Source organism: Paeniglutamicibacter psychrophenolicus, from assembly GCF_017876575.1.
In the GTDB taxonomy this organism is placed as follows: Bacteria; Actinomycetota; Actinomycetes; order Actinomycetales; family Micrococcaceae; genus Paeniglutamicibacter; species Paeniglutamicibacter psychrophenolicus.
Window position 1 is genome coordinate 1,535,240 of sequence record NZ_JAGIOE010000001.1, and the last position, 12,860, is coordinate 1,548,099.

At 64.9% G+C, this 12,860-nt stretch carries 12 protein-coding genes; 3 read left to right on the forward strand and 9 right to left on the reverse strand.

The features are described from left to right. Window positions 1-4: 4 nt before the first annotated feature. From JOF46_RS06820 to JOF46_RS06835, 4 genes are all read right to left on the reverse strand, one after another. Window positions 5-1,243: an ABC transporter permease gene (locus tag JOF46_RS06820; protein ID WP_209906633.1), complete on the reverse strand. Its 1,239-nt coding sequence runs from the start codon at window positions 1,241-1,243 to the stop codon at window positions 5-7. Further along, window positions 1,240-2,121, reverse strand: coding sequence for an ABC transporter ATP-binding protein (locus JOF46_RS06825; protein ID WP_209906634.1), 882 nt, complete (start codon window positions 2,119-2,121; stop codon window positions 1,240-1,242). Before JOF46_RS06825 ends, JOF46_RS06820 begins: the two co-directional genes overlap by 4 nt. 118 nt (window positions 2,122-2,239) lie before the next feature. Further along, on the reverse strand, window positions 2,240-2,932 hold the full coding sequence (locus JOF46_RS06830) for a response regulator (protein ID WP_209906635.1): 693 nt from the start codon (window positions 2,930-2,932) through the stop codon (window positions 2,240-2,242). Next, window positions 2,929-4,293 carry a sensor histidine kinase gene (locus JOF46_RS06835; RefSeq protein ID WP_209906636.1) on the reverse strand — a complete coding sequence of 455 codons (1,365 nt, stop codon included), beginning with the start codon at window positions 4,291-4,293 and terminating at the stop codon, window positions 2,929-2,931. The genes JOF46_RS06830 and JOF46_RS06835 overlap by 4 nt, the downstream gene beginning before the upstream one ends. Window positions 4,294-4,417: 124 nt before the next feature. Here JOF46_RS06835 and JOF46_RS06840 point away from each other — a divergent pair, with 124 nt between their 5' ends. Then, window positions 4,418-6,253, forward strand: a complete 1,836-nt coding sequence (locus tag JOF46_RS06840) for a glycoside hydrolase family 15 protein (protein WP_281070096.1) — start codon at window positions 4,418-4,420, stop codon at window positions 6,251-6,253. A gap of 28 nt (window positions 6,254-6,281) precedes the next feature. Here the strand turns inward: JOF46_RS06840 and JOF46_RS06845 are convergent, their stop codons facing one another. Continuing rightward, window positions 6,282-7,472: a metallophosphoesterase family protein gene (locus tag JOF46_RS06845; RefSeq protein ID WP_209906638.1), complete on the reverse strand. Its 1,191-nt coding sequence runs from the start codon at window positions 7,470-7,472 to the stop codon at window positions 6,282-6,284. A 431-nt stretch (window positions 7,473-7,903) separates the two neighbouring features. On the opposite strand from JOF46_RS06845, the gene JOF46_RS06850 reads away from it, so the two are divergent. Continuing rightward, window positions 7,904-8,278 carry a VOC family protein gene (locus JOF46_RS06850; protein WP_209906639.1) on the forward strand — a complete coding sequence of 125 codons (375 nt, stop codon included), beginning with the start codon at window positions 7,904-7,906 and terminating at the stop codon, window positions 8,276-8,278. Window positions 8,279-8,341: 63 nt separating this feature from the next. On the opposite strand, the gene JOF46_RS06855 is transcribed toward JOF46_RS06850, so the two are convergent. From JOF46_RS06855 to JOF46_RS06865, 3 genes are all read right to left on the reverse strand, one after another. Next, window positions 8,342-8,881: a hypothetical protein gene (locus tag JOF46_RS06855; protein WP_209906640.1), complete on the reverse strand. Its 540-nt coding sequence runs from the start codon at window positions 8,879-8,881 to the stop codon at window positions 8,342-8,344. Between the two features lie 397 nt (window positions 8,882-9,278). After that, on the reverse strand, window positions 9,279-9,935 hold the full coding sequence (locus JOF46_RS06860; protein ID WP_209906641.1) for a DUF6318 family protein: 657 nt from the start codon (window positions 9,933-9,935) through the stop codon (window positions 9,279-9,281). Between the two features lie 145 nt (window positions 9,936-10,080). Further along, window positions 10,081-11,415 (reverse strand): MFS transporter, encoded by a 1,335-nt coding sequence (locus JOF46_RS06865; RefSeq protein WP_425355038.1) that lies wholly within the window; start codon window positions 11,413-11,415, stop codon window positions 10,081-10,083. A gap of 86 nt (window positions 11,416-11,501) precedes the next feature. Here JOF46_RS06865 and JOF46_RS06870 point away from each other — a divergent pair, with 86 nt between their 5' ends. Beyond that, entirely contained in the window at window positions 11,502-12,050 is a 549-nt protein-coding gene (locus tag JOF46_RS06870) for an acyl-CoA thioesterase (RefSeq protein ID WP_209906643.1), read from the forward strand. Here JOF46_RS06870 and JOF46_RS06875 read toward each other — a convergent pair. After that, window positions 12,047-12,781, reverse strand: a complete 735-nt coding sequence (locus JOF46_RS06875; RefSeq protein WP_209906644.1) for a FadR/GntR family transcriptional regulator — start codon at window positions 12,779-12,781, stop codon at window positions 12,047-12,049. The genes JOF46_RS06870 and JOF46_RS06875 overlap by 4 nt on opposite strands. Window positions 12,782-12,860 lie beyond the last annotated feature (79 nt).

Genomic DNA, 12,860 nt, shown 5'->3' on the forward strand with positions numbered 1-12,860 from the left:
GTGGCTAATCCTCGAGCTTCAGCGCCTTGCGCCAGGACAGCGAAGAACCCGTCTGCATGATGGCCCGGCGGTAGATCTTCTCGCCGAACAGCACCATGGCCCAGGCCGCCGCGACGGCAACGGCCAGCGAGGCGAACGGCTCCCACAGCGGAACATCGCTGCTGAGCAAACGGATGGGCATGGCCACCGAGGAGATCACCGGAACATAAGACGCGATGACCAGCAACGTGCCCTTGGCGTAGATGCCGGTGAACAACACCGCCACCAGCACCATGATCACCGGGCCCGTGGACTGCTGCAAGTCCTCGGTCCGCGAGGCCATCGCACCCAGCGCCGCCCACACCGCGGCCAGGATCAGGAAGCCGGCCACGAAGAAGGCCAGGAACCAACCGGCGGTTGCGAACACCACTGAAATGAACGGGACCTGGGTGGGCATCATGTTCAGGGCCAACAGGCCGATCCCCGTGAACAGGCACAGCTGCCCCATGGCCAGGACCATGTTGCCCAGGATCTTGCCCGCGAGCAGCTGGCGGATGGGGATGGCGGTGGCCAGGATCTCCACCACCCGGTTCTGCTTTTCCTCCACCACCGAGTTGGCGATCGGCATCCCGAAGATCATCGCGGACATGTAGAAGAGGAAGGAGAAGATGAAGCCCATGACCATGGCCATCGAGTTGCGTTCCGAATCCCCGTCGAGCAGCACCGGGCTCACGATGGAACCTGCGGTCAGCGATTCGGGGGAGACCCCCAGCTTCCCGGCGTTGAATTCCAGTGCCTGGGCGCTTGCGGCTTCTCCGAGCAGCGACTGGACCGGGCCGGGCACCTCCTTCAGCGCGGTGAGGCTGTAGCCATCCGGGGTGGGCGCGAGCACCAGGTCCGCGTCCTTGGCACGCAGGGCATCGAGGGCCGCGGTCCCTGACGGCACTGGATGGGAAATCAATTCGACCTTCTGGTCGTTGGCGAGGGCCAGCTCGTTGGCCGAAGCAACCAGGGCGGCGGTCCTGCCGTTCTCGGCGAACGCAATCGTTGCGGTCGTGGTCTTGTCTCCCATGATGCCGGCGAACACCACCGACCCCACGATCAGCGCGAGGGTGATCAGCGTGGTGATGATGAACGACTTGTCCCGGATCTTCACCGTGACCTCGCGCAGGGTCACGATCAGCCATGGCGCGCTTGGCTGCCCGGAAGCTGCGGACCGGTTCGGTGCGTCGGTGGGCCTGGTGCGGTGATCGGTGATGCTCATCGGATGACCTCCCGGTAGATTTCTGCCAACGACGGACGTTGCGGGGCGAATTCGGTGACGGCCCCGCGATCCACCGCGGTGCGCAGCACGCGCTGGGCAGCCGCGTCGTCGGTGAACTCCACCAGGGCGCGCGGACCCGCGACATCCATTACCCGCACCCCGGGCTGCTCGCGCAGCCATCCGGCATCTGGCGGGGTCACCACCACGTGCTTGGCGCTGGCCCGCGCCCGCAGCTCCTCGGCGCTGCCGGAGGCCACGATCTTGCCCCCTGCCAGCACCACGAGGTTGTCGCAGAGCGTATCGATCAGATCCAGCTGGTGGCTGGAGAACAGGATCGGCACCCCGGTGGCGGCCCGCTCGGCCAGCAGCTTGGTCATCGAGTCCACGGCCAGCGGATCCAACCCGGAAAACGGCTCGTCCAGGACCAACGCGGTCGGGTGGTGCATCAGCGAGGCGGCGACCTGCACGCGCTGCTGGTTGCCCAGCGAGAGGGACTCGAGCTTGTCCTTGGTCCGGTCGACAATGCCGAAGCGGTCCAGCAGGTCCAGGGCCTCGGTGCGGGCATCGGTGCGGCTCATGCCGTGGAGCTGGCCCAGGTATTGGAGCTGGTCCAGCACCTGCTGCTTGGGGTAGAGCCCGCGTTCCTCGGGCATGTAGCCGAAGCGCGCCCGGTCGGTGTCGGTGATCTGCGTGCCGTTGAAGTACACCGAGCCGGAATGGGACTTGAGCACTCCCATGATGATGCGCATGGTGGTGGTCTTGCCGGCGCCGTTGGCCCCGACGAAGCCTGTCATGCCGTCGGCGGGGACGGAAAACGACACATCGTCGAGCACCGTCCGGTCACCGAATCGCCTGGTGAGACCTTGTACCTCTAACACGGTGGGACATTCCTTTGGTTGGCGGGAGTTCTCCTGCCTTCCAATCTATGTGCCGGGCCCGCCGCGGGGGATCGTTCGAAGGAATGAAATTCGCCTGCACGGAGCCTGCGCCCCGGCCTCAGGCCTCCGTCAAAGGGATGAGTCCGACGCGGTAGGCAAAGACGACGGCCTGCACCCTGTCCCGAACCCCGGCCTTGGCCAGGACGTTGGACAGATGCGTCTTCACTGTCGCCTCCGAGACATGCAGGGCAGCGGCGATCTCCGCGTTCGACAGGCCCGAGGCCAGCTTCGTGAGCACCTCGCGTTCCCTGTTGGTCAGCTCGTGAAGCACCCGCCGGTCATCCGGGGCAAGTGCGGCCGCCGGTGCCGCGGGCGTGCCCGGCGCCGAAGAGGCAGTGCCGCGCTGGATGATGCGCAGCGTGACCTCGGGGGAGAGCAACGCCTGGCCGCCGGCCGCCGCGTGCACCGCCTGGATGATCATTTCCGGTTCGGTGTTCTTCAGCAGGAACCCGCTGGCCCCGGCATCGATCGCGGCAAAAAGGTAGTCGTCGCGGTCGAAGGTGGTCAGCACGACGACCTTGGCGTCGGTGCCCGAGGTGATCTGCGCGGTGGCGGCGACCCCGTCGAGCACCGGCATCTGGATGTCCATGAGCACCACGTCCGGGTCCAGGTCCAGGGCAGCGGCGACAGCTTCCTGCCCGTCGGCGGCCGTGCCCACGACCTCCAGGGCCTCGTCGGTGCCCAGGATCAGGGCCAGGGAGGAGCGGATCAGCGGCTGGTCGTCGCAGACAAGGATGCGGATGGGACTCATGGGGTTCCTTCAACGGTGTCGGGGGTGTGCAGGGTGCGCAGCCGGGCGCGGGTGCGCCACCCGGCCGGCGAGCGCGGGCCGATGTCCACCAATCCGTGGTGCAGCGCCGCGCGTTCCTTGATGCCGCGCAGGCCGTAGCCGCTGCCGGCGGTTCCCGGGCGCGGGGCCCCGTCATCGACGACCTCGACCTCCACCCAGTCGCCGTTCCCGTCGCTGCCGCTGCGCAGCGAGAGCACCGCCGAGCGTGCGGTGGAGTGCTCGCGCACGTTGGCCAGGGACTCTGCGGCGATCCGGTACAGCGCCAGGCCCAGCCCGGGGCCGACCTCGCCCAGGAAACCCGGCCGGTGTTCGACGGTGATCAACTGCACCGCGACCCCGGCGCGGGCGGACTGCTCCACCAGCCCCGGCAGCTGCCCCAGGGAGGGCTCCGGGGAACGGTCGGTGGCGCCTTCGGCGTCGGAGTCCCCGTGGCGCAGCACCCGCAGCAGCGAGCGGGTCTCGCCCACCGCCCGGCGGGCCGAGTCCTCGATGCCGAGCATCAGCGCGGCCGCGCGTTCCGGGTCCCGCGGCTGGACCATGCGGGCGGCTGCCGCCTGCACCCCGACGGCCGAGATGTGGTGGGCCACCACGTCGTGCAGTTCGCGGGCAATGCGCAGGCGCTCGTCGACCACCGCCCGGCGGGCCAGCTCCTCGGACTGCTCCTTCAGCTGTGCGGCCTGTTCCACGACGACCTCGTGCCGCCAGGCGCTGCGCCAGGAGGTCATCCCCAGGAAGATGGCCCCGCCGAAGTAGAAGAGGTTGACCAGGAAGTTGTACCCGGCGTAGGCGATGACCGGGTCGATGAAGCCGGAAGTCTCGATGGCCGTGGGCAGCTCCAGCTCGGTGCCGTAGAACAGCTTCGCGTTGGTGATGGCCACCAGCAGCCACACGGCCATGGCCAGGATGACGCCGCCCAGTGCCAGCCGCAGGCCGCGCCGGTCGCGCGCCCAGGTGACCGCAGAATAGAGCCCGACGAAGTAGGCGATCTGCGGTGCCAGTTGCATCATGACCGTCGGAAGCCAGGTGCCGAAGCCGATGAACAGTGCGGAAAGGACCAGCATCGAGGCGATCGGGAAGCGCCGGCGCACCGCCAGCGGGGCAATCATCGCGCACATGGCCAGGTAGGCCGGGACACGGTCGGGGGCATCCTGCGCGGGGGCGAAGCTGAGGATCATTTCCATGCCGAGCAGCGCCGCGGCCATGACCAGCAGCGTCACCCACGCATCGCGCCGCAACTGCTGGATGCCTGGTTGCCGGCGTTCCCATTCCTCGGGCGGAAAATCGCCGGGCAGGAAGCGTTGGCGCAAGGCCAGGAAATTCATCGTTCATCCTCTGGTTGCGCGGCTGTCGTCATCATTCCCACCCACGAACCTATCGCATCGGGAACCTGCGGGGCATGTTCTGTTGCGGCACCGGAACCCAAATTCCCTTGTCTGGGAGCGGCAAATGCGATTGGGTGGGGCCATGGGCACTTTCATCGAGGACTACGCGTTGCTTTCCGACCAGCGCACCGCAGCACTGGTCTCCCGGCGGGGCTCGGTGGATTGGCTGTGTTTCCCGCGCTTCGACTCGGGATCGGTCTTCTCCTCGCTGCTGGGCGGCCAGGAGAACGGCCGCTGGCTGCTGGCGCCGCTGCAGGGCGAGGTGGTGAGCCGCAACTACCTCGACGCCTCCTTCGTGCTGCGCACCCTGTGGGCCAGTGACACCGGGCAGATCCTGGTCACCGACTTCATGCCGACGGGCAACGGGCACTCGGGCATCATGCGGCGCGTGGAGGGGCTCTCGGGAACCATGCGCATGGAACATGAACTGGTCATCAGGTACAACTACGGGGCGGTGCTGCCGTGGGTGCGGCGCAGCTTCGACCCGGTGAAGGGCACCGAGTCGCTGGTGGCGGTCGCCGGGCCGAAGGCCGCGGTGCTGCATGCCGCCCGGCTTCCCAAGGCCAGGCACCACACCCACCGCGACGAATTCGATGTGCGGGCCGGGGACGTGTTCGACTTCGAGTTCGCCTGCTATCCCGGACACGCGGCGACGCCCGAACCCAGCGACGTGGGCCTGGCCATGACCCAGACCGCCAAGCACTGGCACGACTGGGCCGCGAAGATCCCCAGGCACGAGGCCCATGACGCGCTGGTGCGCCGCTCGCTGCTGGTGCTCAAGGCGCTGACCCACCGCGAGACCGGCGGCATCGTTGCCGCACCCACCACCTCGTTGCCGGAGTTCTTCGGCGGGGAACGCAATTGGGACTATCGCTTCTGCTGGTTGCGCGACGCCGCGCTGACCTTGCAGGTGATGATGACCCACGGCTACGAGCAGGAGGCGCTGCATTGGCGCGACTGGCTGCTGCGGGCCATTGCCGGGGACCACAACAACCTGCAGATCATGTACGGGGTCGGCGGGGAGCGCGAGCTGCCCGAGCGGGTCCTGCAGCACCTGCCCGGGTACGGGGGAGCGAAGCCGGTGCGGGTGGGCAACGCCGCGGTGAACCAATACCAGGGGGACGTGGTCGGCGAGGTCATGGTCGCGCTCGATGAGTTGCGCACCATGGGCGGGCACGAGGACCACTTCTCCTGGCCGCTGCAGAAGGCGTTGATCCAGTACGTGATCACCAACCTGAAACGCAAGGACCACGGTTTGTGGGAAATGCGCGGGACCCCGGAGTACTTCACGCACTCGCGGGCCATGATGTGGGCCGCCCTGGACGCCGGGGTCCGGGCAGTGAAGCACCACGGGCTGACCGGCGACGTGCAGGCGTGGGAGTCCGCCCGCGACAAGCTGCGCGCCGAGATCATGGAAAAGGGCTTCAACGCGGATCTGGACTCTTTCACGCAGACCTACGCCACCACCGAGGTCGATGCCTCGCTGCTGGTCCTTGCCCAGGTCGGCTTCGTCGACTACGAAGACCCCCGGATGCTGGGGACCGTGGCACGGCTGGAGAAGGACCTGCTCGACGAACACGGGTTCATCCGCCGCTACCGCACCGAGGCCGGGGGAGACGGGCTGCCGCCGGGGGAGTACACCTTCCTGGTGTGCACCTGCTGGCTCGTGGAGCAGTATGCCCACTCCGGGCGCCTCGACGATGCCCGGGCCCTGTTCGAGAAGCTCGCCGGGACCGTCAACGACCTGGGGCTGGTGGCCGAGGAATTCGACCCGGCCTCCGGGCACATGGCCGGGAACTTCCCGCAGGCGCTCTCGCACCTGGGGCTGATCCGTGCCGCCGACGCCATCGCGGAGGCCGAGGGAACGCGTCCGTTCCGGCCGCGCCGCGGACCGAAATAGGCCCGCGGGAGCCTCGGCCTCCCAACGGTTACATGCCCTCGGGCAGTGGCAGCGGTTCGGCTAGCGGCTGGCGGGCGGCATCCATATCGATTCCATGGTCCTTGGCGAAGACCGTGCGGGTTGAGGTGTAGATGTCGTTGGCGTTCTCATCGAGCTCGAAGACGCGGGCACCGCGCAGGTTGTGCTGCTTTGCCCCGCCCAGGCCGTAGGGACCGAAACCGGTGCCCGGGCCGTACCCCAGCTCGATGCCGAAGTAATTGCCCATGTAGGTATTGATGTGGTCGTGGCCGCAATAGGCACCGCGCACGTCCCCACGCTCCAGCATCGCGGTGAACAGCCCCGAGTTGAATGCCCCGACGTAGACGCCCTCGTTCTTCTCGCCCACGATGCCGTGCTTCTTGGCCGCTTTGGCGTGGTCCGCGTCGTTGGACGTGAACTGGGAACCGAACCACATGTGGTGGTGTTCCCACAGCGGGATGTGGAAGAACATCAGCGACGGGACCTTGCCGAAGCGCTGTTCGGTGGCCTTTGAGGCCTCGCGGTACCAGGCAACCTGCTCGGGTCGGATCCAGTCGTAGGACTTCAAGCCGGCAAAGTCCTGCCCGCCGACCTTTGAATCGGCGTAGCGTCCCGAGTCCAGCAGCCAGATGCCGAACACCGGCTTGTTGCCGCGCGAGGAGGAGATCAGCAGCTGGGAGTTCGAGGACCCGAACACCGCGTCATCCTTGGTGTTCACGTTGTACTTGTAACCGCGCACGAACTCGAGCATTTTTGGCTCGGTCATCCCGGTGCCATGCACCAGGGAATCCTCGTCATGGTTGCCAAAGGTCAGCGCCCAGGGGATCTGCCGGGATTCCATGGGCATCACGACGTTGTTGATGGCCTGCTTGACCTCGGTGGCCGTGGTGGGCTTGCCATCGATGACATCCCCGTTGATCACCACGAAGCCAGGCTTCTCGGCGTCCAGCACGTTGCCCATGAGCTCGAGGGTGCGCTTGTCGGTCAGGTGGCCGTCCTGGGTGTCGTTGAACTGGACGATCTTGAACTTGCCGTCTGACCCGAACCTTAGCTTGCCGCCGGGTGTGGCCACCGGCTGCACGGGAGTGGGGGTGGTTGTTGCATTGGCCGGGGCGGTTCCGGCGGCCAGCGCACCGGAGATGGCCGCGGCGGTGCCGCCGAGCAGGATGCCTCGGCGGGGTACGAACGAGGGAGTTTTCACGTGATGCCTTTCAGTGTTTGCGCCTCGGGGGATGTTCGAACGCGATGGTTCGAGGGCGCGAACAAGACCTTAGAAAGGTTTGGTGACCAAGGGGTTAATGCAGGGTTGACGTGGGATTCGGATGAGTGAAGTCGAAGGTGAAAACGGTCGGGGTGCGGGCGGCGCTCGCCGAAGACCTCCTTGCGGCGAGCACCGTTACCTGCAAGAATTCTTGATGCGCCCCAGATGGGCCGAGCTTCCAGGAGGTCAAGGCAACTCACGTTGTTGCCACAACGCAGCGGTTCACGGACCGTCCTGCACCGTGGTGATGATCTTGCGTGTAGCAAGAGCCCCTCCGTATCCGGCGCACACACTTTTCCACACTGCCTGTCGACTGGGCCATGTGTTGCCTGCATCCTTCGGATTCACCGATTCGAGAAACAGGAAAAACCATGAGCATTTCTTTCAACCACACCATCATTGCCGCCAAGGACCGCGAGGCCTCGGCGCAGTTCTACGTTGATCTCGCGGAGGCCCACCGCATCGAAAGCTGGGGCCCGTTCACCAATCTCCAGCTGGACGACGGGGTCATGTTGCAGTTCGCCGAACCGCCCATCGACTTCCCGCCGCAGCACTACGCGTTTCTCGTCGACGACGCGCACTTCGAGCGCACCTATGCGCGCATCCAGGAACGCGGTATTGAGCATTGGGCCGATCCGCAGCGAACCCTCCCGGGCCAGACGAACACCGAACACGGCGGCCGCGGCGTGTACCTTCTGGACCCGGCGGGCCACTACATCGAGTTCATCACGCACCCGTACCTGTAAGAGCCTCGGGCAGCGAGGTGTGGGGCGTCAGCTGTGTGGCGGCCCGGGGGAGCCGTCCGGGGGCTACTTGTCGAACAGCGAAGCGCAGCCCGGTGCGTCGAGGTTCCGATTGCAGTTCTCGGCGACCAGGATCTTCTTGGTCCGCCACACGCTCATCGTGATCTGTTCGCTGGGCACGTTGGCGACGCCCGGGATCGGGGTCCACGGGCCGCCCTCGGTCGAGTACTCCCCGCGGAACCGGGTGGTCAGGCCGACCCTGAAATCGCCGGTGTCCTGGTAGACGTGGCTGGTGCTGGTCGGTTCGTCGAAGCCGCGCTCGGCCACGGGGCCGCCGGGGAACGAGAGTGTCCGGGAGGTTCCGTCGCCGTAGGTCCAGAGGTAGGACACGGGGATCGCCCGCACCCGGATGTCTTGGTCGAACAGGGTGATGTTGAAGTTCTGGGGTTTGGATTCGGCGTACATGTGGGCGTGCCCGTTGCGCAGCGAGAAGTTCTCGGGCTGGCTGACGATGCTCGAAGCGAGGATCCGCAGTTTCCGGAAGTCGCTGAGGCTTACCTTGGCGATGTCGCCTTCCGCGCCCGGAATCGTTGTTGGGGGCTCCACCTGGCAGTACTGCGTTGTCGATACCGTTTGCCCCTTTCGCGGCCCGTTAATGGCGCGGATGGTCCGAATCACTCGGTATCCACCTTCGGGACATGTCGGGTCGGAGATGGCTTCGCAGGAGAGTCTGCGTGACAGATCAGGGGTGCATTCGCTGAAATACTGAACGTCGTACCGAAGTTTCGGCCCGTTGGATAGGATCTTGGATTTCCTCGGATTGTTCACGAACTTTGCGGAGTTCTCGACACTTTCCTCTGGACATTTCACGCGTACTTCGATGTGGCTGTTGCCCATGCGTTCCATGCTGGTGCAAACCTTATCGGCGAAAGCGGGTGGCGGGGCAACGAATGGGTTAGCCACCAGTGCGACTGCCAAAAGGCCGGCGAAGATAATTGGATTTCTATGATTTTTCATCCAAATACTCCATGCTTTCCACAAGCCAGCCCTTCTCGAATTTGAGCAGCATCATCATGGGTGCCGGCTTAGGTGTTGCAGGAAATACGCCTTGCAGTGTTCCATCGCTCATATAAAGTGTCATTTCACCTTGGGTTGTGGTGTACAAGGCAATACCTTGATCGGGTTGCAATATGGTTTTGGTGATCACGGCCTTTATGTCGGCTCCGGCAAGCCAAGAACCAGCTTTCTTGTTGTTGTCGAACGGATCGATGTAGGTGCTGCCACACTCAACACAAGTACGTTTTGTCACCTGCTTGATCGGTTTCGTATCGTTCGTTTGGATCGTGTACTCAATGAGCGCGTAGTAGTACTCGGCAAATGCCTTAATGCCTGCTTCTGACTTTTTCATTGCGGCATCCGGCATCTTGGGGACCGGCCAGTTCTTTGCAGGGCCCTTGGAACTTCCCGGAACAGGTGTGGGGGTTGGCTTCGCAGTGGGGCTCGAAGAGACAGGCGGGGGCGAATTCGTTGCGGTTGTTGTAGGCGCTGGAGACGACTTGGTGGGCTCAACGGGATCAGCGCTTCCGCCGCAACCTGCCGCAGTGAGGACGAGCGCTCCGGAGCAGAAGACGAGCATGACCTTCTTGAATTTCGCAAACATGCCGACGGCCTACGATTCGGTTGGAGTCAATTAGCAGACATCCTAACCCCGTTGCCAAATGTTTGGGAGAGGTTTTCCACAGGCGCTCCATGCAGGTGACTGTCAGGGGTCCAGGGCCATGTCGCGAGACATGGCCCGGGACACCTCAGGCGTCGGCCTGCTGCGGTGCGTCCACTCGATCGAGCGGATGATCGATTTCGTCCCGGTACATTCGTCCTGCAAGCCAAGCCAGGACGCCGATCACCGGTGAAGCCACACCCGCCACCACGAAGATGATCCACAGCGGCATGATTGCGCCCAGCGGGCCGGCAAGCGCCATCGATACCGGCATGAGAGCCAGCGAGACGAAGAAGTCCAACGAGGACACCCGTCCGAGCATGTGGGTCGGCACCCGGCGCTGCAACAGCGTTCCCCAGATGACCTGCCCGAGCCCGCCGGTGATTCCCACGACGACCAGCAGCGCGGCCAGCTGCCACGGGGACCGGGTCAGCCCGATCAACGCCAGGGGGATCGTGCCGAAAGCCCAGAACGCCATCATGAAGGTCAGGTAGCGCCGAGGCAGGGGAAGCGATGCGGTGACCATCGAGCCAAGTGCACTGCCGATGCCGAAAGCCGCCAGCATGAAGCCAAAGGTCTTTGCATTGCCGTTGAGCTGGTCCTCCACGATGAAAGGCAGCAGAACCTCGATCGGGCCAATGAAACTGAGCACGGCGACAACGGCAAACAACAGGGTCCACAGCAGCCACGGGGTGCCCAGCGTGTAGCCGACCGCCTCGCGCAGGTCGGCCAGGACACTGGGACGCTTCTGGTCGGGATTCAGGTGCGCGTCGTAGGCACGGTGGTGGCCAAGCAGGTTCAACACCACGAAGGCCACCAGGTGGCAGGCTGCAATCCCGACAATGGCCATCGAGGGCGCAAAGGAGGCGACGAGCACGCCGGCGATGGCGGGACCCGCGGCCTGCTGCAGCACCGGGCGGAACATGCCCTCCATGCCGTTTGCTGCCAACAGGTCCTCTGCCGGCAGGATGCGGGGAAGCAGCGCCGAGTACGCGGGGAAGAAGAATGCGGCACCGGCACCCTGGATGAAACCTGCCACGGCGAGGTGCCAGAGCTGGATGGAGCCGGTGAGTGCCAGGATCGACAGGGTGCTCATCACCGTGAGCGAGACGACCTCGACGGCGATGATGATCTTCCTGCAGCTGACCCGGTCCGCGGTGATGCCGCCAATGAGAACGAAGCCAAGCAAGCCGAGCGAGGTTGCGGTGGCCACGACCGAGAGCTGGGCCGGGCCGCCGCCCAGGTGCTTGACCTGGTAGACCATGGCCACGGCCCACATTCCATGGGCAAAGACGCTGATGGCCATGGCGATGAGCAGGATGCGGTAATCGCGGTGGGCGAAGGGTCGAAGTGCGCGCGGGGCCATGGTGGGGTCCTGAAGGTGGATGCGATGTCCGGAAGCACGGTGGTGTCCGGATACCATCTTGAATCAACCCATTGACATAAGTCAATCACTAGGTTGCCGCGATGCGGGCGACAGATAAGTTACTCATGAGTAGGATAGGGTTCATGCACGCTCTCTTTCGACTCCTGGTCCTGCTTGCCACTGCCGGCAGGCGCCCCAAGCTGTCCATGTTCGATACATCGTCCGTGCCGATGCGGGCGCTGCTCACCGACATCGACGTGGCCGGACACATCAACAACGGCATGTACTTCTCGCTCTTCGATCTTGGCCGGTTTGACCTCATGGTCCGCGCCGGGGTGTGGAAGGTGATGAAGAAGAACAAATGGACCCCGGTGATCCAGGCCGAGACGATTTCCTTCCGCAAATCAGTGGTCTTCAACCAGAAGTTCACGCAGGAGACCCGCATCCTGGGCATGGACGACAGGTGCATCTACTTTGAGCAGCGGATGGTCGCGGACGGTGAAATCTACGTGCACGCAACGATGGCCACCCGGTTGCTCTCCAAGAAGGGCCCGGTGTCCAACGAGGAGATCCTTGCCGCGATGGGGCTTGAGATTCCGGCGGACCTGGTGCTGCCCGAGTGGGTGGCACGCTGGCGCGAGGACACCGCGTTGCCCGGCGCCCGAAAGCCCGCGCCGCACCTCTGGGGCTAGTCGGCCGAGGCGTTGAAGTCCGCGAGCTGGCCGCGGATTCCGTCGAAGTGGCAGGCGAGCAGCGAGCTGGCCAGCGGCTTGTCGCCGGACTTCACTGCCTCGAACAGTTCGCGGTGCGAATGCGCGGTTTCGGCCAGGTGCGCGCGGGTGCTGTCCTTGGCATCGATGCTCTGGTGGATGGTGCGGTACACATCCCAAAAGACGCCCAGGAGGTTGCTCAGCAGTTGGTTGTTCAGGGGCTCGAACAGGATCCGGTGGAAATTCCTGTCGGCGTCGATGAAGCTGTGTCCGTCGGCGGCGAGCTGCTCCATGTCCACCACGGTGGCCTCGAGGTCGGCCAGGTGCTGCTCGGTGATCGCCGACATTGCCGTCCCCACGAGCCCTGCCTCGAGCGCCTGTCGCACGTCCACGAGCTCGTTGGCCTCGTGCCCCTTGTGGCGCAGCGACATCTGCCCGCGGAAGGTCAGCGAGTCGGACAGCGCCACGAGGTTCTCCTCGGCCACGAACATGCCGAAGCCGTGGCGGATTTCCACCACGCCCAGGGCCTGCAGGACCTTGATGGCCTCGCGCAGGGTGTTGCGCCCCACGCCCAGCTCCGCCATCAGCTCCTGCTCGGTGGGCATGGCGTCGCCCGGCAAAAGGCCGCGGTCCAGGATCAGGTCGGTGATGTCGGAAGTGAGCGCACGCAGCCTGGCGTGGGCATCGAGACGAGGTGGTCGCGAGACGATCATGAGCGGCTGATTCCCCTTTCGGATGGGCGGTGGGAATTCCCTGCTGAATCAATGATGATGCAAGGTTTCCAATGTGACG

Excerpts from the sequence above, each read along its gene's own strand:
- JOF46_RS06870 (WP_209906643.1), top strand. The coding sequence starts at position 11,502 with ATGCACGCTCTCTTTCGACTCCTGGTCCTGCTTGCCACTGCCGGCAGG.
- JOF46_RS06865 (WP_425355038.1), bottom strand. The coding sequence starts at position 11,415 with ATGGTATCCGGACACCACCGTGCTTCCGGACATCGCATCCACCTTCAG.
- JOF46_RS06820 (WP_209906633.1), bottom strand. The coding sequence starts at position 1,243 with ATGAGCATCACCGATCACCGCACCAGGCCCACCGACGCACCGAACCGG.
- JOF46_RS06830 (WP_209906635.1), bottom strand. The coding sequence starts at position 2,932 with ATGAGTCCCATCCGCATCCTTGTCTGCGACGACCAGCCGCTGATCCGC.
- JOF46_RS06860 (WP_209906641.1), bottom strand. The coding sequence starts at position 9,935 with ATGTTTGCGAAATTCAAGAAGGTCATGCTCGTCTTCTGCTCCGGAGCG.
- JOF46_RS06875 (WP_209906644.1), bottom strand. The coding sequence starts at position 12,781 with ATGATCGTCTCGCGACCACCTCGTCTCGATGCCCACGCCAGGCTGCGT.
- JOF46_RS06850 (WP_209906639.1), top strand. The coding sequence starts at position 7,904 with ATGAGCATTTCTTTCAACCACACCATCATTGCCGCCAAGGACCGCGAG.
- JOF46_RS06835 (WP_209906636.1), bottom strand. The coding sequence starts at position 4,293 with ATGAATTTCCTGGCCTTGCGCCAACGCTTCCTGCCCGGCGATTTTCCG.
- JOF46_RS06840 (WP_281070096.1), top strand. The coding sequence starts at position 4,418 with ATGCGATTGGGTGGGGCCATGGGCACTTTCATCGAGGACTACGCGTTG.